The sequence below is a fragment of the Kaistella antarctica genome (assembly GCF_900109615.1).
In the GTDB taxonomy this organism is placed as follows: domain Bacteria; phylum Bacteroidota; class Bacteroidia; order Flavobacteriales; family Weeksellaceae; genus Kaistella; species Kaistella antarctica.
Genome location: NZ_FOIX01000004.1, coordinates 1 through 18,409, shown reverse-complemented (window position 1 = coordinate 18,409; position 18,409 = coordinate 1). Strand labels below are relative to the sequence as shown.

General features: G+C 37.0%; 18 protein-coding genes. 4 read left to right on the top strand and 14 right to left on the bottom strand.

What is annotated here, in order from left to right; genetic code table 11:
• Positions 1-116 precede the first annotated feature (116 nt).
• Both BMX49_RS11745 and BMX49_RS11740 read left to right on the top strand, forming a co-directional pair.
• Entirely contained in the window at positions 117-608 is a 492-nt protein-coding gene (locus BMX49_RS11745) for a hypothetical protein (protein ID WP_034719868.1), read from the top strand.
• A gap of 509 nt (positions 609-1,117) precedes the next feature.
• A complete protein-coding gene (locus BMX49_RS11740) occupies positions 1,118-1,477 on the top strand; it encodes a hypothetical protein (protein ID WP_034719870.1) in 360 nt (119 codons plus the stop codon).
• A gap of 286 nt (positions 1,478-1,763) precedes the next feature.
• Here the strand turns inward: BMX49_RS11740 and BMX49_RS11735 are convergent, their stop codons facing one another.
• The 3 genes from BMX49_RS11735 to BMX49_RS11725 all read right to left on the bottom strand — a co-directional run bounded on the left by BMX49_RS11735 (position 1,764) and on the right by BMX49_RS11725 (position 3,804).
• Positions 1,764-2,624 carry a hypothetical protein gene (locus tag BMX49_RS11735; protein WP_034719872.1) on the bottom strand — a complete coding sequence of 287 codons (861 nt, stop codon included), beginning with the start codon at positions 2,622-2,624 and terminating at the stop codon, positions 1,764-1,766.
• 148 nt (positions 2,625-2,772) lie between these two features.
• Positions 2,773-3,249, bottom strand: a complete 477-nt coding sequence (locus tag BMX49_RS11730) for a hypothetical protein (protein WP_034719874.1) — start codon at positions 3,247-3,249, stop codon at positions 2,773-2,775.
• 240 nt (positions 3,250-3,489) lie between these two features.
• The gene (locus BMX49_RS11725) at positions 3,490-3,804 is read right to left on the bottom strand and encodes an HPF/RaiA family ribosome-associated protein (protein ID WP_034719876.1); all 315 of its coding nucleotides are present in this window, start codon (positions 3,802-3,804) and stop codon (positions 3,490-3,492) included.
• Positions 3,805-4,182: 378 nt separating this feature from the next.
• Between BMX49_RS11725 and BMX49_RS11720 the strand changes: the two genes are divergently transcribed.
• Positions 4,183-4,821 carry an ankyrin repeat domain-containing protein gene (locus BMX49_RS11720; protein WP_051803770.1) on the top strand — a complete coding sequence of 213 codons (639 nt, stop codon included), beginning with the start codon at positions 4,183-4,185 and terminating at the stop codon, positions 4,819-4,821.
• 203 nt (positions 4,822-5,024) lie between these two features.
• Here the strand turns inward: BMX49_RS11720 and BMX49_RS11715 are convergent, their stop codons facing one another.
• The 4 genes from BMX49_RS11715 to BMX49_RS11700 all read right to left on the bottom strand — a co-directional run bounded on the left by BMX49_RS11715 (position 5,025) and on the right by BMX49_RS11700 (position 10,296).
• A complete protein-coding gene (locus BMX49_RS11715; RefSeq protein ID WP_051803772.1) occupies positions 5,025-6,479 on the bottom strand; it encodes a sigma 54-interacting transcriptional regulator in 1,455 nt (484 codons plus the stop codon).
• Between the two features lie 136 nt (positions 6,480-6,615).
• Entirely contained in the window at positions 6,616-7,758 is a 1,143-nt protein-coding gene (locus tag BMX49_RS11710) for a vWA domain-containing protein (RefSeq protein ID WP_034719878.1), read from the bottom strand.
• A gap of 161 nt (positions 7,759-7,919) precedes the next feature.
• A complete protein-coding gene (locus BMX49_RS11705; RefSeq protein WP_034719881.1) occupies positions 7,920-8,984 on the bottom strand; it encodes a Gfo/Idh/MocA family oxidoreductase in 1,065 nt (354 codons plus the stop codon).
• A 226-nt stretch (positions 8,985-9,210) separates the two neighbouring features.
• The gene (locus tag BMX49_RS11700) at positions 9,211-10,296 is read right to left on the bottom strand and encodes an endonuclease/exonuclease/phosphatase family protein (protein ID WP_034721385.1); all 1,086 of its coding nucleotides are present in this window, start codon (positions 10,294-10,296) and stop codon (positions 9,211-9,213) included.
• 289 nt (positions 10,297-10,585) lie between these two features.
• Here BMX49_RS11700 and BMX49_RS11695 point away from each other — a divergent pair, with 289 nt between their 5' ends.
• Entirely contained in the window at positions 10,586-11,692 is a 1,107-nt protein-coding gene (locus tag BMX49_RS11695; protein ID WP_034719883.1) for an acyltransferase family protein, read from the top strand.
• A 192-nt stretch (positions 11,693-11,884) separates the two neighbouring features.
• Here the strand turns inward: BMX49_RS11695 and BMX49_RS11690 are convergent, their stop codons facing one another.
• The 7 genes from BMX49_RS11690 to BMX49_RS11660 form a co-directional block, all read right to left on the bottom strand.
• On the bottom strand, positions 11,885-12,730 hold the full coding sequence (locus BMX49_RS11690; protein ID WP_034719884.1) for a class I SAM-dependent methyltransferase: 846 nt from the start codon (positions 12,728-12,730) through the stop codon (positions 11,885-11,887).
• 52 nt (positions 12,731-12,782) lie between these two features.
• Positions 12,783-13,304 (bottom strand): contractile injection system tape measure protein, encoded by a 522-nt coding sequence (locus BMX49_RS11685; protein WP_034719887.1) that lies wholly within the window; start codon positions 13,302-13,304, stop codon positions 12,783-12,785.
• Positions 13,304-13,573, bottom strand: a complete 270-nt coding sequence (locus BMX49_RS11680; protein WP_034719888.1) for a PAAR domain-containing contractile injection system baseplate protein — start codon at positions 13,571-13,573, stop codon at positions 13,304-13,306. Before BMX49_RS11680 ends, BMX49_RS11685 begins: the two co-directional genes overlap by 1 nt.
• Before the next feature lie 13 nt (positions 13,574-13,586).
• Entirely contained in the window at positions 13,587-15,296 is a 1,710-nt protein-coding gene (vgrG, locus tag BMX49_RS11675) for a type VI secretion system tip protein VgrG (RefSeq protein WP_034719890.1), read from the bottom strand.
• Positions 15,297-15,383: 87 nt separating this feature from the next.
• The gene (locus BMX49_RS11670; RefSeq protein WP_034719891.1) at positions 15,384-15,809 is read right to left on the bottom strand and encodes a phage tail protein; all 426 of its coding nucleotides are present in this window, start codon (positions 15,807-15,809) and stop codon (positions 15,384-15,386) included.
• 25 nt (positions 15,810-15,834) lie between these two features.
• Positions 15,835-17,613, bottom strand: coding sequence for a phage tail sheath family protein (locus tag BMX49_RS11665; RefSeq protein ID WP_051803773.1), 1,779 nt, complete (start codon positions 17,611-17,613; stop codon positions 15,835-15,837).
• 68 nt (positions 17,614-17,681) lie between these two features.
• Entirely contained in the window at positions 17,682-18,149 is a 468-nt protein-coding gene (locus BMX49_RS11660) for a Pvc16 family protein (protein ID WP_034719893.1), read from the bottom strand.
• Between the last annotated feature and the right edge of the window lie 260 nt (positions 18,150-18,409).

Here is an 18,409-nt window from a genome sequence, read left to right as displayed (position 1 = left end):
GATCATTGTTTGTAGAAAATATTAGATTGCAGTATGTGAAAAGTTGGTAAATATTTTATATTATCCGCAACAATTGTGTAATTTTATAGGACATTAACGCCTAAAAAACACAAATTATGGCAAATTTAACAAACAACAGACTCAATGTTGTAGCGACGGCGGCTCAGATCGCCGCGGTGAAAGCTGCGCTGACAACAATCGACACCAATCTTCCGTTTCTTATCGGATTAACCACAGAAGAGCGAATTTTGCTGCCCGCTATTAACGTAGATAACAAAGTTTTCACGGAAGACGCCATCAACGCCGGGGTTAATAATGCCGGTATGTTGCCGAATTTTCTCTCAGTGAGTGACATGCAAACCGACCTGGCGCTTTTTAATCAGCTGGATGAGCTGATCGCTATGCTGAAACAAACGGTGGAAAAATTAGATGATACCCAACTCCTGGCGGGGAGCGAATCTTACAGTTCAGCGCTGATGCTTTACAAATTATTTGGAGCCGCAGCCGATTCCGGGATTCCAGGGGCAGATGCAATTGTGGCGCAGCTTCGCGAGCGATTTAGCTCGCAGGGAAATACGCCGAACACGCTCCCAAAAAATCCAGTGTAGCAAATTTCTGTCGACATTTATCTTGATCATCATTGCCAAAGTCGTAGGCTTTGGCAATGTTTTTACAAAGCGCTCCTTCTATGGGGCGCTTTTTTTTGGAAAGAATTCAGGGTTGGTGAGGTCTAGGTTTCTAATTAATTGAATCAGATGCTACTATTGGTTCAGTCAAGTAAGTCTATTGGTTCAAGCTACTGCCTTTATTGGTTCAATCAAGTAAGTCTATTGGTTCAAGTTACCACCATTATTGGTTCAATTAAGTAAGTTTATTGGTTCAAGCAACTACTCTAATTGGTTCAGGCTACTAATTTTATTGGTTCAATTAGGTAAGTCTATTGGTTCAATCAAGTAATTTTATTGGTTCAAGATACCACCTTTACTGGTTCAAGCTACCACCTTTATTGGTTCAAACAAATAACCTACTTCGTTGAAGCTTATCTAATTAGCGCTTAAGTTGAGCTGATTTTTTCCTAAAATGTCTTACATTTGAGTTATCATAAAAACACAAAGTGATGGGAAGAGAACAAAAATATTTGGCCAAAGGGGAGAATGATCATCCCGATTTAGGCAATTTCGTGCACTGGTATATTTTGGAATTTCAGTTGAAAAAAAAGGATATTGCAGATACTTTACAAATTCTGCCCACGACACTTAATCAATATTTCAAAAAGCGCTCGATGCAGTTTGGCATTTTGTGGCGCTTGAGTCAGGCCATGAAATTTAATCTGGTGATGGCCATTGGCGAACATCTGAATATTCCTTTTGAAACCAAAGTTGAAAAAGAGTTGCGCGCCGAGTTGGTAGAAAAAGAGGAGCTGATTAAAACGATGGAAATTGAGCTTGGGGTTTATAAGAGGATTGTGGAGAAGTGATTTTAAAACCAAATGCACGAATGGTGGAAACGGTATTTGTCATTCCGTAGGAATCTGAACTGCTGAGATTCCTACGGAATGACAAATGAGTGGTTGATAAGAAATGTACTTTCAAGAAAACATACTTACTCTTAATTTTTGAATATTCCTTTTGATACCAAAGCTGAAAAAGCAGCGCGCGCTGAGTTGGCAGAAAAAGGTCGAGCGGATTAAAGAGTTGTAAATTGACCTCTGAATGTGGACCAATGCGGTTAGTAATTCTGCAAATTATAAACTAATGGAGTGGTTATTCTTCAATTTGTTCAACTGCCTCTTCGTTTTTACATGATTCGCATGATTTTATAAATATGTCTTCTGTTTTTTGGACGATGATGATTTTTTTACTTCCACAGACGCTACAAATAGCTTCATTATCAAATCCTATATATTTTAAAAATAGATTTTCTAATAAACTAACTGCCATTGAGGTGAATAATAAGGCAATCTTCACATCAGGATAAGATTTATTTTGTGAGTGTACAATAGTAGAACAATAACTCCAAGCAATGTCTACTATTTTTTTTGAATGACTTCTCAAAGCAGAATTTTTTGAGCCATCTATATATAAATCTATGAATGTGGAAGCAACATTTTTAAAATCAGAAGCCTTAAAATCTTTTTCTTTAATTAATTCTTCATTTCTTTTACATAGTTCCTTAGATAGTTCGACCAAACTTTCTCTACAAATTAATCCGACAGCTTGAAATTCTTCGGGCTCTAAATCAAGCGATAATTTTTCAGAGGCTAAATTTAGTTTTCTATTAATGGATTTAATTCGTTCAATATCTAAAGGTAATTCGTCAATTATGTGCTTAAAGTTATTTTGGTGGCTTTTAGATAATCTTTCAATTATACCTATGTGAAAAGAGTAAGCTTCATCTGCTGAAAAATAAAATGCATTTTGAGTATATATATTCATAGGAATATCTTTGCCTTCAACTACCCAAAAAGCTTCCTTGATTGTTTTGATATTCCAAACATTTACATCGTAATCTAAATCTGAAAAGGTTTTCTCGCACTTGATGTTTGTGATAGCTTCGCTATCATTATATGATTTGAAGTAATGAATTATTCTTTTTTCAGTATCAATTCTATATTCTGGTGTCATATTAGTCTTGAGTTATTTTAGGTAAAAACACTGTTAGGTTCTAAAAGATATTTATTACAAAATTTTTCTGAATCAAGTTTAAAAAGATTTTTTTTAAATCTACGTTCAAACTTTTAAGATAATTTTTTATTCTCGATATAGGTATACTTTATTTATTTTCGTCTTGTGATATTATTTCGATTAATGAATTCCAGGTTAAGAGATCTTCTTTTTCATAATACTTGGGATCAAACTGTCTCGCATCTGAATCATTCCTAATCAGACCGTTCTTACCAGTCTGTTTTAACCACATTCTATGACCATTATAAATATTTGTAGATAAAATAGTGGATTTGATAATATAATACTCAGGCTGGAAATCTAAATTTTCAGGAATATTTACAAATACGAAATATTTGTGTTCTGATTTCTCATTCTCTATTTTCTTATTAAATATCCATTTTCGTTTATTTTGAGTGGTTTTTACTTGAATGGAAAATATATTATTTCCTGCAATATTACTTACTAAAATATCCACTCCATCCGAATTTCTTAAAGTTATTGCAGCTAAAAATCCACGCCGAGAAATTTCAGCTGCAACATAATATTCACCTGCTACACCACATAATTGTTTTGATATTTTCATTTACTTACTAGTTTGTCTGATTCTTATTATGATTTTATCACAGTCAACTTTTAAAAGAGCCTTTTTGCATCTGTTTTCAACAACTAAATTTACTACAGATAATATATGCGCGATGAAATAAATAAAAATCTCCTTATTTTAATTAATGCAGGGTAAAGGAACAAAAAAAATAAGAATATTGAATGAGGAAAAAGACGCCCCAAAAGAGCGTCTTCAATATCAATTATATAAAAACTACTATTAATAACTTCTCAATCTGCCCATCATCGAATCCAGGGAGGTTTTCAATTTGTTGGTGGCATCGGTAACCGATTGGTCGATGGAGTTGCCCTGGCCGGTTACGACTACGGGTTGCATGCCTTTGAGGCGGGCTTCTAGGACACATTTTTTGTCATTGTCACCTTCTTTGCCAGCGTTTTCGTCGCTCAACTTTACTTCAAGTCGGGTGAGGTGTTCGCTGAATCTTTCGAAAGAACTTTCTAAATCTGCGGTGAGGTATGATCTCATTTCGGCGCTCCCTGAAATATTGTGATCGGTATTGATTAAGATTTCCATTTTAGTCTATTTTTTAATTGTTTGTTTGTCGATTTTTTATCGGTATTTAAAGGTAAACTATACGAAGAGAGTAGCGCAGATAAAATACCAGTTTAACATCAGATTAACATAATATATGGTTAGCATTAGAGTCTGGCCGATTTTTGCAAGAATAATTTTTGAGCGATCCTCAGGTTTTAGAATTTAATTTTGGGCTGACTTTTTTTGGTAGCGAAACCCCACGCCCCAGCCTGAACGGAACTCTTTTTTATTTTTTGCGTGGGGAAAGCTTCGGCGAAAATAAAAAAAGTGGGAGTGGAGGATGGAAATAGGCGCCCAAATAAAAAAAATACGCACGGTAAATTTGTAATTTCAAGATTTGAACTTTATCTTACCAGAATGTGTAAGCTTTTTAAAATAATTTACTTCTTTTTCATTGGCGGTTTGCTGGTACAAAGTTGTGGCAATAAAAAACAAAATACCGTGATGAACAGTCCCTCCGAGCGTGCGAAATTTACTTTATTAGAAGCGGTTGAGAAAAGAGATGTCAACCTCGTAACTGAAATTTTGAGGACCAACCCCAACCTGGAATTGAAGGACAAAAAAGGGCGCACCGCGTTGATGGTGGCGGCTTACCAAGTTGATAATGAAATTGCCAACTTGTTAATTTCTGCCGGATCAAATGTAAATGCGCAGGATGATATGCTCAACAGTCCGTTTTTATTTGCCGGCGCGAATGGAAATGTTCCGCTTTTAAATTCTTGTCTAAGCCACGGTGCCGATTTCAAAATATTCAATCGTTACGGCGGAACGGCACTTATACCGGCGGCTGAGAAAGGTCATTTGGAAGTGGTAGAAATTCTGTGTAAAACGCCAGGTTTTCCCATTGATCATGTTAACAATCTGGGCTGGACGGCGCTGATGGAGGCGGTTATCTTGAGTGACGTCAATGAAACGCAACATAAAATTATCAAGACGTTGGTCGAGGCGGGCGCTGATGTCAATATTCCTGACCGTGAGGGCGTTTCTCCGGTGTGACATGCAAAAAATAAATCGCTGACAAAAATTGCGGATTTACTGCTTAAAGCTGGGGCAACTGAGTAAGTTTTATTTAGGATAAAGAAAATCCGACCAGCGAAACTGGTCGGAATTATTTTGAATCAAAGTTTTTCTTTTTAAGGAAAATTGATGATTTTTATTTCTATTACTTGGTGAATCTGAAATTAATTCAGCAAAGTTATTTAGTTGCTGTAATATTTTCCGATTCCAGCAGAGTCGAAGATATAAGCAGATTCATTTTCTGACTTATCGAGTTTTTTATTAATGGTCAGCGCCCATAAAATAAGTTCTTTGCAAAAGTCTTTATCTTCATCGCTCAAATGTTCGGCGTATTCTTCTACCACCTCCGCAATCGGCGTGATGCTGTTGAGTTTGGTGTAGAATTGTTCGTCGGTATCGTCGTAATTTAATTCGAGTGAGTTTTTATTAAACCATTTAATAACGTCGGTGTAAGGCGTGTTGATTCCTTCTTTCTCCAGTTTCGGTACGCGTGGGAAAATCAGTTCGAACTGCGTCATCACGGCTTGATCGATCAATATTTTTGCAACGTGATCGGCACCTTCCTGTTCACCTTCATAAACCAGTTCGATCTTTCCGGTAATGGATGGAATGATGGACATGAAATCTAACAAACGAACCGTCGTTTGTTTGGCAGCTGATTCAATCAAACGCAACTTGGCGGCGGCAATTAAGTTTTCCATGGCACTGATGGTCAATCTCGCACTGACTCCACTTTTCGCATCAACGTATTCACTGTCCCGTGCGGCAAAAGCGACTTCTTCTAATAGATCTTTTGCCAAATCTGGAATAGTGATTTGGGCTAAATCATCAGTTGAAACTTTAGCTTCCTGCGCCGTAATCTGTTTCGCCAGCTCAATCGTTTTAGGATAATGCGTGAAAATCTGAGAGCCGATCCTGTCTTTTAAAGGCGTCACAATACTTCCTCTGTTGGTGTAATCTTCTGGATTTGCCGTAAAGACAAACTGAATGTCCAACGGCATTCTCAATTGAAACCCACGGATTTGAATGTCGCCTTCCTGCAAGATATTAAACAAGGAAACCTGAATTCTTGCCTGTAAATCGGGCAATTCATTCAAGACAAAAATACAACGGTTCGCACGTGGGATCATGCCGTAATGCAAAACGCGTTCGTCGGAGTACGGTAATTTTAAAGTCGCCGCTTTAATGGGATCGATGTCACCGATCAAGTCGGCTACATTCACATCCGGCGTCGCCAGTTTTTCATAAAAACGGTTGGAGCGATGAATCCAGGAAATCATGGTTTCGTCGCCGTGCTCATCGATTAAATCTCGGGCATGCTTTGAAATCGGCTGAAAGGGACTGTCATTAATTTCAGATCCTTTGACTATCGGCATGTATTCGTCGAGCAAACTTACCATACTCCTGGCAATTTTGGTTTTCGCTTGTCCACGTAAACCTAAAAGGTTGATGTGATGTCCAGCTAAAATTGCTTTTTTCAATTGTGGCACTACGGTGTCTTCGTAACCCCAAAGTCCTTCGAAGACGGGTTCTTTAGCTTTTATTCTGGCAATTAAGTTGGCCTGAATTTCCTGGTTAATTGTTTTGTGGGTATACCCGGAATCTTTTAATTCTTTAAAGGTGATATCTTTTTTCATGTAAATGTTATGATTTATTTCTATTTTTTTCTCGCAAAGACGCAAAGTGAAAAACGCAATGAACGCAAGGGTTTTAGGAGTCTCTATCGCTTCTATTTGCAGGTCTGTTATCTATCGGTCTATTATCTATTGTCTTTTAAATTCTTTTAATTCGATTTTTTTCGTAATCTTCAAAAATCATTTCGCCTAATCCAGAGAGTCCAGTCAAGAAAGCTTTTCCTTGATTTTGGGCGGTGAAAACTTCCACAAATTTTCGAAGGTAAGGATCTTGGGCAATCATAAAAGTGGTGATTGGAATTTTCAGTTTTCGGGCTTGAGCGGCTTTGGTCAGACATTGGGAAACGATGATTTCATCGAGACCATTGCTGTTCATGTAAAATTCCCCAGATGGCAATTTGATGCAACTTGGTTTTCCGTCGGTGATCATAAAAATCTGCTTGTTGGTATTTCGCTTTCTGCGCAAAATATCCATAGCGAGTTCAAGTCCGGCAACGGTGTTGGTGTGATACGGTCCGACTTGCAGATAGGGAAGGTCTTTAATTTTGATCGGCCAGGCTTCATTTCCAAAAACAATAATGTCGATGGAATCTTTGGGATATTTTCTTTTAATTAGTTCCACCAAAGCCATGGCAACTTTTTTCGCCGGCGTGATTCGGTCTTCACCATAGAGAATCATGGAGTGGCTGATGTCGATCATCAAGACCGTGCTCATCTGTGCTTTGTGTTTGGTTTCCTCGACGATGAGGTCATCTTCGGTTAAACGTAAGTCTGAAATTCCGTTGTTAATCTGGGCGTTTTTCAAACTTTCCGTCATATTTACCGTGGATAAATCGTCGCCATATTGAAAGGAACGGTTCTCGCCATCGCGCTCGTCACCAACGCCAACTTTTTTGGTGTTGTGATTTCCGATGCCGCTTTTCTTTAGTTTTCCAAAGATTTGGTCTAAGGCAAATTCGCGCAAAGCTGCTTCGAGTTTGGCGGTAAGTAAGTTTTTGCCTTTTCCAGTTCCAGTGTTTCCATCTTTTTGATCTGGATCTTCTTTGATGTAACCGCGCTTTTTTAAATCTTCTTCAAAATTTTCAAGCGTATATTCATCTGTAAAAATATTGTATTCTTTATCCAGCATTTCCAACCATTCGAAGGCTTCTTCAATATCGCCGGAAGTGTGGGTCAGTAAATCTTTGAAAACATCAAAAACCCGATCGAAATGGGAAATTTCTTCGGGAGTATGTTTTTGAAAAGTAAATCCTTTTCCAAAATTTAATTCTTTATTCGTCATCTTCTATCTCCTAATTTGTGACAGCAAGGTATAGAAATATTGTTCCAAAGGGGTGGTCTGAAATATAGAAAGAAGTAATGATGGCTATTTGAAAATGGGGTTTGGAAAATCAGGAAAAAGTGGAGGTGGTTTAAAAATGTGGATAATCTTCTCAGCAAAATTTAATAATCTTTCAACTCAACAACTTTCCCTTGCCGCGAACTTTCCAAAGCGGCTTCAATTATTTTCATATTTTTAATAATTTCGGAACCAGTAGAAGGTAAAGCTGATCTGAAAACGATATGTTCGTAAATCTCCTGATAGTAATTCATGTAATTTCCCGGCTGGCTGGAAGTGAGTGTTCGTTCGGTTTCGGAATTCTCGGTGAGATAGTTTAAAATTCCATCCGGTTCGGTTCGAGGTTTTGTCCAGTCTTCGTTAAAAGTTGGGATTGCTCCGCCGACTAATTCATTTTCTTGATTATCCGATCTTTCCTGTAATAAACTTCCGTTGTCGCCGTGAAGAATATAAGCGTAACGGGCTTCTTTGCTGAAGACAGAGGATTTCAGCCGGACACGCAAATCATTTTTATAAAAAAGCAGAATTTCAAAATAATCATTGGCGAAGGCTGAACCTTTCATTGAAAAAACATCTGCAAAAAGTTTTTCTGGAAAGCCAAAAAGTTGAGTGGCTTGATCAATGAGATGGGAACCCAAATCATGTAGCGCGCCAGAACCTTTTAGTTGTGGGTTTTCTTTATGTTCTTTTGTGCTGGGTTCGGTTCGGAATCGGTCGAAACGGATTTCAACTTCTTTTAAAGTTCCGAGTTTTCCGTCGGCTATCATGTTTTGGACTTGAAGATAATCTCGATCGAATCTCCGGTTTTGATAAACACTCAGAAACAGATTTTTCTCTTTGGCTAACTTAACTAAAGTTTCAGCTTCGGAAACATCTACGGTAAAAGGTTTTTCAACGATTACATTTTTTCCGGCTTCCAAAGCCATTTTCACATATTCAAAATGGGTTTGAACGGGTGTGTTGACGATAACTAAATCAATATCTGCGTTCTGCACCATTTCTGCAACTGATTTGTAAATTGTGCTTACAGGATATTTTGATTTGGATTCTTGTTTAGTTCTTTCTACCACGGCAGTCATGAAAAATCCCGGATGTTCTTTTAAAAACGGCGCGTGAAAAACTTTTCCACTCATTCCAAAGGCGCAAAGTCCGACTTTTACCAATTGCATAGGCTAAATTTTTACAAATATATTGATAATAGGATGGTTTTATAAAAGCTACTTATTTTTTCGGTGAAGATAGAAACTGCCTGATCTTCTAGCCGCGATGGCAACGGTATCCCGCGAATCTGCGATAGCAGTGAGCGGATATAGTGGACAGCGGGACGGGTTTTTAAGAAGTTATAATTTTGATGCTTCTAAAAACAAATAGTTTTTTCGGTGTAATAAAAATCATTTATTCCGTCGCGACGGTTGGGCGATTACCATCTTCTTCAATTCCTTCCTCGATTAATTCGTCTACTTCTTCCAGCTCATCTTCGTGCAGGGTTTCGATTTCATCCTCTTGCAAATCTTCATTTTTATTAATGAAAAAACTACAATAGAGCGGCAAATGATCACTGCCGATATTGCGCAAGGTTTTAAAATCGTCGACAAATATTTCCGTAGAGTGGAAAAATAAATCTATGGGAAACCTCAGCAGACGGTAGTTTGCGTGAAAGGTGGCGACAAATCCGCGCCCGATTCTGGGATCAATTAATTCCGAGGTTTTCCTGAACAAAATGGAAGAGCGTGCCCAGGCGACATTGTTGAAATCGCCGACCACGATCACGGGATTTTCTATTTCTCTTACTTTTTTTGCCACGGCTAATAATTCGGCATCTCTTTCCTTGGAGGTATCTTCTTCGGTCGGACTTGGCGGTGGCGGATGAACGCCGAAAAAGGTGAAGGGTTGTCCATTCTCGGTTAATAAAGAGGCTTGAATGCTGGGTAAATCATCGGCAATGAAATAATTGACTTTAATATTTTCGACCTCTAAGTTGGTGTAAAAATGAATTCCATACGTATTTTCGAGGGCCACTTTTTTAAAGTTCGGATAATCTTTTTCAATAACCTTTAAAGCATTTTCCCAGTCTTGATTCGATTCCATGGTCAGTAGAATATCGGGCTTGACTTCATTTACGAGATCGATGAGCTTTTGATAATCATTATTAAACTGATACACATTGACCGAAATAATAGAAATTGGGTCTGAATCTGTAGATACATTTTTCGCCGGTTTCCTTTTATAAATAAAAGTATAAGGAATTAAAATGATGACATGATTGGTTATGAATGCTATACTTATCACAACTATGGCCCAGAAAATAAACGTCTTCGGTTCGAAGAATATTAATCCCAAAGCCAAAATTGCCACTTGGAAGATGACTACTTGAATTCTGGCAAACTCCCAAATTCTAAAAATCCAATGCTGATTCGGAATTAAGGGAAGAAGACTGGCTAGAATACAAAAAGAGGAAAAAATGTAATAAAATAGATGCATAAATTTTTGATAGGAGCGGTCCTTTTGCCGACACATTGGCGTCGTGGACTTATTTGCACTAAAGATAATAAAATTTGTAAGGTTGCGCTTGTCGTTGAAAGTATTTTTTAAAAATTCAAATTTATATTCAAAGTGACGGAGCATCTATATTTTTAGTGAAAAGTACAGATGAAAAGTTTTTAACTAAGGTCCCGCAATATGCCTATTGTTTTAAACATCTTTATTGTTATTTTTGATCAATCGACTAAGTTTGAATATAATTTGTCTTAATCGATTTTTACAAAATCTGATGATTTATAAAAATAAAAAGTTTAACACGTCCTCTGATCTATTTTCAAAAAGTGATACCCTTTTTTTTAAAGGGATTGCGATTATGATGATTATTCTTCATAATTATCTGCATTTTCTACCAGGCTACAGCATTGAGAATGAATTTTCATTTAGTTCGACGAGCGTCTTTCAGTTTTTAGATAAGGTTAGTAGCGGAACCGCAATGGGAATTGTTGGTGGGGTGTTTTCATTTTTAGGTCATTATGGAGTGCAACTATTCTTCTTTTTTTCGGCTTACGGTTTAACAATTCAATATAAGAAATGGATTGGGTCTGATTTAAAATTTGTGGTAAAGAGGTTGAAAAAAGTTTATTTTCTTTTCGCTTTTGGTATTCTATTCTGCTTACTCTATTATCTGAAACTCGGCAATGCGCCAGATTTTTTGGGTTCTCTTATTCGTTCTTTAATATTAGCGTCGACTTTAAATAGCTTTACCAATATTCTAATTTTAAGCGGTCCGTTTTGGTTTTTTGCGGCGATTATACAGTTCTATATTCTATTCCCTTTTCTTTACCGGTTTGTCATCAAATTTAATTTACATAAATCTTATATTCCTCTTCTAATCTCTTTCTCAATTATTTACATTCTTTATTTTACAGTTGATGGCTTGGAATTTACTATTCAGAATAAGTCATTTAGCCTTCAAGTTTTTAGTAATATTATTGGACATTTACCAGAGCTAATTTTGGGAATTTCAATGGCGCATTTTAAATTAAAATCGTTTCATCCAGCAGCTATCATTCTAGCACTGATTGTTTTTATTGGATCGCAATTAACTGAGTGGCTCTTTCCGCTAAGTTTTCTGTCGATGACTGTTTTGTTGTTGATTTTGATTACGAAAATAAAAGAATATTCAAATGATTATTTTAGAAGAACTTTCTTATTTATGGGTAAGATCTCTATGATTTTGTTTGTGGTCAATGGTCCATTTCGGGCAAATCCTTTATTTATGGTTGATCCTGCCTTAAAATTTGAACGGACATTCTTATATCTATTCCTGCTTTTTATTCTCAGTTATCTACTTTATTTACTGTATGATTTTTTAATGAGAAAATTAAGGATATGATGTAATCGTTTTTATAGATTAAGATTAATTTAAGAATTTTTATTGATGCTTTAAATTAATGTGGGTGTGTCAGTGGCATTAAAAAAGCTGATCAGTTTTGTCCGGTAAAGCAGCACAATACGTTACCGAAAGCAGGTGAAAATTAAAAATAGCAATAATTATTAAGTTTTTCGCACGTAAAAAATCCTTGCATTATTTTTTACCATAAATTAAAAATGCTGTTCCAGAAATAATTACCTCTCCCTCAGAATACTTTTCCCGGATTATTCCACAGACTTCTTTTTTAATTTTTTCTTTCATCGCTCTATCAGCATTGTGAAGTCCGGTCACAATTGGCGCGGCGATTTCGGTCATTATTTCCCAGTAAATTTCAGCGGTTCCGCAGTTGAGTTCACAGGTTACTTCTCGTTCAGTAATATTTTTGAAACCTGCTTGCTCTAGAATATTCGTCATCAGACCACTTTCGCCACATCTAAAAATTCCGGGGGAATCTGGTTTGGGATTGGGTAAGTTCATATTTCGGATGATCGCATCGCCAATCGCGGTGCCCCAAAAATTCTGTTCAGGAGTGCCCCAAACGGAAGTTGCCAGTTTTCCACCTGGCTTTAAAACGCGGCGTATTTCTTTTGCTGCTAAAATCATGTCTGGAAAAAACATAAATCCCATGCGACAACTTACACCATCAAACGTATTGTCAGCAAAAGGAAGTTCAGTCACGTCACAGGCTTCGAATTCTACATTTGTGATCCCCTTTTTCGCGGCGTTTTCCTTAGCAATATCTAGCATTTGCGGGGATAAATCGGTAAGGATGACTTTTCCTCCAGTCAGCATTTTGGCAATGCTTAAACCTGGTTCGCCTGTGCCAGCGGCAATGTCTAAAATAAGTTGTGAACCGCTGGGGTTTAACAGATTGATAATTCCATCCGCAGCAGGTTGCATATGGTCGTATAATTTTGACTGCCACTTTTTCCAGCCAGGAGAAAATTTATTCCAGGATGTTTTTTGACTATCGCTGATTTGCTGAAAATGGTCTTCCATGATTTTTGTTTTGGAGTAAACTTGATGTTTTGTTACTTGCTGTAAAGATTACTTATATGCTCGTCCTTAACAGTTTCTTTAACCATTCAAACTTTACGAGGCTATAATCGAAAGGAAAATAGGTTAGCAGAATATCGAGGCCACTTTGTTCAAGGTGAACTTTTATTGACTCATCTTCGAACATCACTAAGCCTTTTCTTTGAAGAAATTGAATCTGCAACGTTTCGATACTTGTTTTTTTTAAAACAGACCAATGTTCTATCAGACTTTGAAGCACGACTCTACAATCCGTTATTTCTCTTTCAGTCAGTGGTTTTGGAAAGGTGATTAAATCATCATTGGGGATTTCAACCAGTATTTTAAAAAAAGACAATTCGAAATCATCTTTAAAATCAACTTGAGAAGTGGCTAAATAAAGCAGCAATTGAATTGCCTTGATTTTACTATTTGAATTTTTGAATTCCTTATTTAATAGTAATCCTTGCTCTTCAAAGAATTGCGTAAAATAGAAATGAAGAAAAATGATTCCGCAATTTGGAAGAGGCACTGGGAAATTATTATTTGAAGTTTCCATTACCCAATAATTACATTGGGACATCCTTTTACAATTATTGCTCCGCAGGCTGCCATATCACCAACTCGTAAAGCCATTTTTCCACCGATCAAGACTGTCATACTTCCCAACAAGAATGGTCCAGGCGCATGTTGTGGATTTAAGGCGCAAACATGAACAGAATCGATTACGGCCGCAGGCAATCCGCCAATGATTACAGTCTGAATTCCTGGTCCTATTATCGTTCCACCATGGCTCGTTGTGTCTGTTATTCGTGCTGCATCTGGCATTTTTTATCTTGTTTTAGTTGATTTGTACGATAGTTCCTTTGATTACGGTACTTCCAGCAGAAGTTACTTTTGTACTTCTTTTTCCTTCCACAGTCAATTCGGTATTGGCAATTAGGGTGATATTGATCCCTTCAAGATCAATGTTTCCGGCGGCTTTTAATTTAATATCTTTTTGAGTTTCCATTTTAATTCCGTCAGCGCTTATTTCTACTAAATTTTCCTCATTTCTTAAGGTGATTTTCCCGGCATTGTCATCCAGTTGAATCGTGGCAGTTGGCGTTAAAATACTGATAATTCTATGCTCATCATCAAACAATAACTTCAAATTTTCTTTGCTGATATAGCCTTTAAGATTGTTTTCATCTTCAGCAACAATTGGAGCCGCGTTTTTTGCACTATGCAGGGAGCCAAGAATAATGGCTTGGCGTGGATCATCATTAATGAAACCCAAAATCACTTCATCGCCGATTTCGGGTCGGAATATCCAGCCGCGTTCATGTCCGGCTTCCATTCTGGCAGATCGGGCCCAGACAGAACCTACGCCCTGATTTAAATGTGGTAATTCAACCAGAATTTTCTCATCATCACTTGTTATTTTTGTAACAATCCCAATTTGTAAACCATTAATTCCTGGTAATAATTCTGTGGTGGGCTTTTTGAAACTATCATCATTTTGATTTGCATAATCTTGTGGATCGGTTCCAATTTGATAAGTAGTAAACCATTCAGTGGCAGAAAGTTCATGAATAATTCCACTTACCAAAAGTTTTCCGCTAAACTGTTTTCCGACACCTTCTAATATAATCCAGTCGCCAATTACCACTGCGTTATTCCCTGTGCATTTTATCATTCCTCTGATTTTCGAAAGTTCTGCATTGCCATGATATAGGTCGGATAAATTGGTCGCTTCTATTTCTGAAAGTGAACCCAATCCTAAAAAATCTTCCTTTCCATGTTTGCTTTTTTCAGCAATTTGTACCGAAGAGATTATTCCCGCTGTGGAAGGCGTATTTTTCGACGATTCGTATTCTGCGACTTCTTGATTATTTACATCCCAAGTAATAGTGCTGAAGGTTTCAAAACTAAATCTGCTGTCTGTTTCTAAATTCAATTTCAAAATGTCAGGTCCGAAAACAAGTTGCGCCTTTTCAGCCGAGAGACTATTTATATTTTTCACTAAAAAAAGATCATTTCTTGGAATGACGTATCTATTATTAGCTTGTGCGCGCAGATTAATGAAGTTCCAATCGGTGCTATTGAACTGGATGAGTTGGCTCTGATAGCCGTTCGTAACATCAATTTCTTTTTTAAAACCATAATCAGTCATAATTTCTTCGATCGCCTCGCTGTCTCTTTTATCGTTAAAAACCCGTGAAGATTTTTTAAGTGAACTGAGATAATAGCGGTGTCGTAATTCGAGATATAATTTATAATGCTCGGTTCCAGACGAACGTATTCCTTGCTTTATAATGACGCCAGAAAAAATCAAATCAAATTGTTGATTGTACCCGAACCTTAAATCGATTCTTTCGCCAATCTGCCATTCTTCTTTTTCAGATTCTCCGAAAAACTGATGTTCGAGATTTTGATCGTTAATCAATATTGTAGCTTTTGGGATGGTTGAAAACGCAAATTCAACACTCACAGAATAAATGAGTTTTGAAGAAATTTCAATATCATTTCTTAAAATTGAAAGGCTGGGTTTAGATTTGTTTTCTGGCATTTTAGTGTTTTTAAGCAAATTTTAATAATTCCTTCAGCTTCCGTTCCTGGGTATAATACATTGTTGGGCTCTATCTTTTGAAACGATTTATGAATCCGATTTAGCAACGGAAAGCTCAACTCGTTCAATGGCAATTTTATCAGTTTCAGGATCAAGCGTTACGTAATCTATTTTTGAAGGATACATGCCTGAAATTTCATAGTATCCCACCGTACGGTGTCTGTCGTCTAAAATCGCGATACCAATCAATCGACTCTCTGCTTGATTAGGAGCTTTCGTATTTAGCCATTTAAAAAATTCATTATCAGAGGTGGTTACTCCTCTTTTCAAAGAGAGGGTAACAAATTTCTGTAAGCTGGAAATATCTTCAGGCTTGAGATCTTGATCAGCTTTTACTTTAAAGTCAAAATTATTTAATTTGACCTGAAGCCCAGAAACTTCAGCGAATTCAATGCTGCTCTCTCCGCAAATTACGCGGAAATTTGATTTTGCTAAGTGCTTTTGAGGGTCCATGATTACTAATTTTTATAGGAGTGAATTATGACTTTTGCAATTGCTGAATAATTTTCAACACGATAAACTCCGCTGGTCTTATTGGTGCCAAGTTGATGTCGATCCGAAGTCTTCCGTCCAACACATCTTGCGCAGTCATTGTAGAATTCAAGCCGCAATTGACATGGTAAGATTGCTCAGGTTTTGAGCCGGATAAGGCTCCTCTTCTCCAAAGTTCAAACAAATAATTTTCCAACTGGCTTTTTACTTTTAACCAAAGCAATTGATTATTAGGTTCAAAAACCACCCATGCTAAAGACCTTCTACTATTTTCTTCAATGAAAATTAATAGTCTTCGAACTGGAATGTAGCGCCAATCAGAATTATTTCCGGCCAGCGTTCTGGCGCCCATTGCCATAGTGCCACGACCCGTAATTTGCCGGATGACATTAATCGATTTGCCAGCGACAGCATCGATATTTAAAGCGTCTAAATCAGTAGTGGAAAATTGTTGAGCGACGCCAGTAACTGCGCTTAAGGAAATATTTGCTGGAGCTTTCCAAATTCCCTTTTCTTTATCGGTTTTGCAATAAATTCCTGCAATAGGTCCAGAGGGTGGAAGAATGGTTATTTTGTTTTTTAATATTTTTATTAATGCGGCGTAGTAGGGAATGTTATCAAACAGCACCTTTTCAAAAGAATCTAAAGTTGATTTTAAGTCATTGCTTACAAACTCTGCTAAATTCCTGAAGCGACGCATCGATGGACTATTTAATAAGGCAATCAGATATTTCTCCTTTTCAGTCGGATTTCCTGTATAATTGGTTTTGTAAGTAGCGATCGTTGATAAAAACTCGTCTTTCCAAAAAGTTTGAAAATAGGAAGAGGTCGGAACGAACTTGATAATAGAATTAAAAATTTCATCGTTTTCAAAAGGATTTCTAGATCCATCTGCATAAGGACCAGTTGAGAAGTCAGCAACTTCATCTGGAAATTTCTGGTAAACCGCCGAGATTGCAACATTTGTTTGCAAACTATTGATATCGCTTAATAAGTCCTGATATTCTTTAACATGAGATTTGACCGTTTTCCCTTTAATGTTTTGATTGAGAATGATGTCATCTAAACCATTAATAGTTTCAAAAATACCCGCGATGGAATTTGCCGTAAGATCTTTATCTAAAGTCGTTTTCAGCCAAGGAGTATAGGCAGCACCGTAACTCAGGTTTGATATTCCAATTTTTTCTCTAAAGGTCGCCGCAGAATTTAAATTAGCTGAAGAATTGGTATTTCGATGGAAATCGAAAATACTAAATCGGTCGCCCAGCTTCGCACATTTATTTAACGAAAGTTGTTGAAGTTTCCCAAGATCATCAGCATTCAATTTCACCGCATCTGGAAAAAGATAAATAGTGGGATCATCGAAATAATCAAGTGCATTTAAACCTGATTCAAAATCTATTAGAGTTGGGGTTTCAAAATAGGAGCCAATGGAAACAATGTAGCAGGGAACGCCGCCATTGAGGTAATAGAGTTGTAATGAATCATAGAGGAAATATTGATTTTCAACTTTAGCCTTCGCGTCGGTTTCAGCAAGATTAGCGGTAACTCCTGTAATGTTGAATGGTGCTGACTTTCCGAAAATACTGACAAATTCCAAGATCGATTTTATTTTTGTGGGTTGGTAAAGTAAATCTTGTTCATTAAAAGATGTCCGCTGCGTGTAGCCAATAAGTGCTGGAATCGACGAATTTATTTCGATTACTTTCGGTGGAAGTGAGGGAGTTTCTTCAACGTAAACGCCTGGAGTTTTGAAAGTAGGCATAGCTTTTTTTCGTTTTTAAGATAAAGTTGTAGCAGTTAATTATCTAAGTATTATATGTTTGAGTGAGATTAATTACCTGTCGGAACTGAACGTATTTTGTATATCACGTTTGGCAAAATACCCGCTGAAAACGCGCTCCACAGCTGAATATTTTGATCAATGGTCAGACTTTGTAGCGTAACCGTGTACTTGAACTTTTCTGTTATAAATACTTGTTTGGAGTTTATAGTTGTAATCACTTCCGAAAGCGCTTTCAGACTTTCACCATATTGCTTAAAGGAGCAAGAAATGATCAGGTTTAAATTAAGATTCACCGGAGGGTTTTCTGGTCTATAGGTGACAGCTCCAGGTTGCGGTCTAGTATACGGGATTCTAGAAGATGAATCTTCAGCAACGTTTAACAAAGTAATATGAATACAATCAAGTTCACATTGATAAGTGATGTTGCGGTCGGGTAAAGAGTTGAGCTCGAAGGTTCTCTCTGGAATGTTCGCTTGTAAGTAATGGAGCAGATCGTTCAGTAATAAGAAGATCATGATTCATCTGTTTTGTGTTGTTAGGCTATATAAAATTATCATTAAATAACTGACAGGCAAAAATTATTGAGCTCTTTAGGGAAAATAGGGTGAATACACCTTAAAATTTGCAGCCGCTTTTTTTAATTAATAGTCCGTCTTCGAATGTAAAAAAGCCTGAAATTGTAGCCCTGATGTTCTATGTTATTTTGCAAATTATTTAGGTTAAAATTTTTAAGTTTTTCTGATAATCTTGTTGATATGCAATTTTGTTTTTCACC

What these genes read in the sequence shown, in the direction of transcription:
- BMX49_RS11745 (WP_034719868.1), top strand. Translation starts at nt 117, where the DNA reads ATGGCAAATTTAACAAACAACAGACTCAATGTTGTAGCGACGGCGGCT.
- BMX49_RS11740 (WP_034719870.1), top strand. Translation starts at nt 1,118, where the DNA reads ATGGGAAGAGAACAAAAATATTTGGCCAAAGGGGAGAATGATCATCCC.
- BMX49_RS11735 (WP_034719872.1), bottom strand. Translation starts at nt 2,624, where the DNA reads ATGACACCAGAATATAGAATTGATACTGAAAAAAGAATAATTCATTAC.
- BMX49_RS11730 (WP_034719874.1), bottom strand. Translation starts at nt 3,249, where the DNA reads ATGAAAATATCAAAACAATTATGTGGTGTAGCAGGTGAATATTATGTT.
- BMX49_RS11725 (WP_034719876.1), bottom strand. Translation starts at nt 3,804, where the DNA reads ATGGAAATCTTAATCAATACCGATCACAATATTTCAGGGAGCGCCGAA.
- BMX49_RS11720 (WP_051803770.1), top strand. Translation starts at nt 4,183, where the DNA reads ATGTGTAAGCTTTTTAAAATAATTTACTTCTTTTTCATTGGCGGTTTG.
- BMX49_RS11715 (WP_051803772.1), bottom strand. Translation starts at nt 6,479, where the DNA reads ATGAAAAAAGATATCACCTTTAAAGAATTAAAAGATTCCGGGTATACC.
- BMX49_RS11710 (WP_034719878.1), bottom strand. Translation starts at nt 7,758, where the DNA reads ATGACGAATAAAGAATTAAATTTTGGAAAAGGATTTACTTTTCAAAAA.
- BMX49_RS11705 (WP_034719881.1), bottom strand. Translation starts at nt 8,984, where the DNA reads ATGCAATTGGTAAAAGTCGGACTTTGCGCCTTTGGAATGAGTGGAAAA.
- BMX49_RS11700 (WP_034721385.1), bottom strand. Translation starts at nt 10,296, where the DNA reads ATGCATCTATTTTATTACATTTTTTCCTCTTTTTGTATTCTAGCCAGT.
- BMX49_RS11695 (WP_034719883.1), top strand. Translation starts at nt 10,586, where the DNA reads ATGATTTATAAAAATAAAAAGTTTAACACGTCCTCTGATCTATTTTCA.
- BMX49_RS11690 (WP_034719884.1), bottom strand. Translation starts at nt 12,730, where the DNA reads ATGGAAGACCATTTTCAGCAAATCAGCGATAGTCAAAAAACATCCTGG.
- BMX49_RS11685 (WP_034719887.1), bottom strand. Translation starts at nt 13,304, where the DNA reads ATGGAAACTTCAAATAATAATTTCCCAGTGCCTCTTCCAAATTGCGGA.
- BMX49_RS11680 (WP_034719888.1), bottom strand. Translation starts at nt 13,573, where the DNA reads ATGCCAGATGCAGCACGAATAACAGACACAACGAGCCATGGTGGAACG.
- vgrG (WP_034719890.1), bottom strand. Translation starts at nt 15,296, where the DNA reads ATGCCAGAAAACAAATCTAAACCCAGCCTTTCAATTTTAAGAAATGAT.
- BMX49_RS11670 (WP_034719891.1), bottom strand. Translation starts at nt 15,809, where the DNA reads ATGGACCCTCAAAAGCACTTAGCAAAATCAAATTTCCGCGTAATTTGC.
- BMX49_RS11665 (WP_051803773.1), bottom strand. Translation starts at nt 17,613, where the DNA reads ATGCCTACTTTCAAAACTCCAGGCGTTTACGTTGAAGAAACTCCCTCA.
- BMX49_RS11660 (WP_034719893.1), bottom strand. Translation starts at nt 18,149, where the DNA reads ATGATCTTCTTATTACTGAACGATCTGCTCCATTACTTACAAGCGAAC.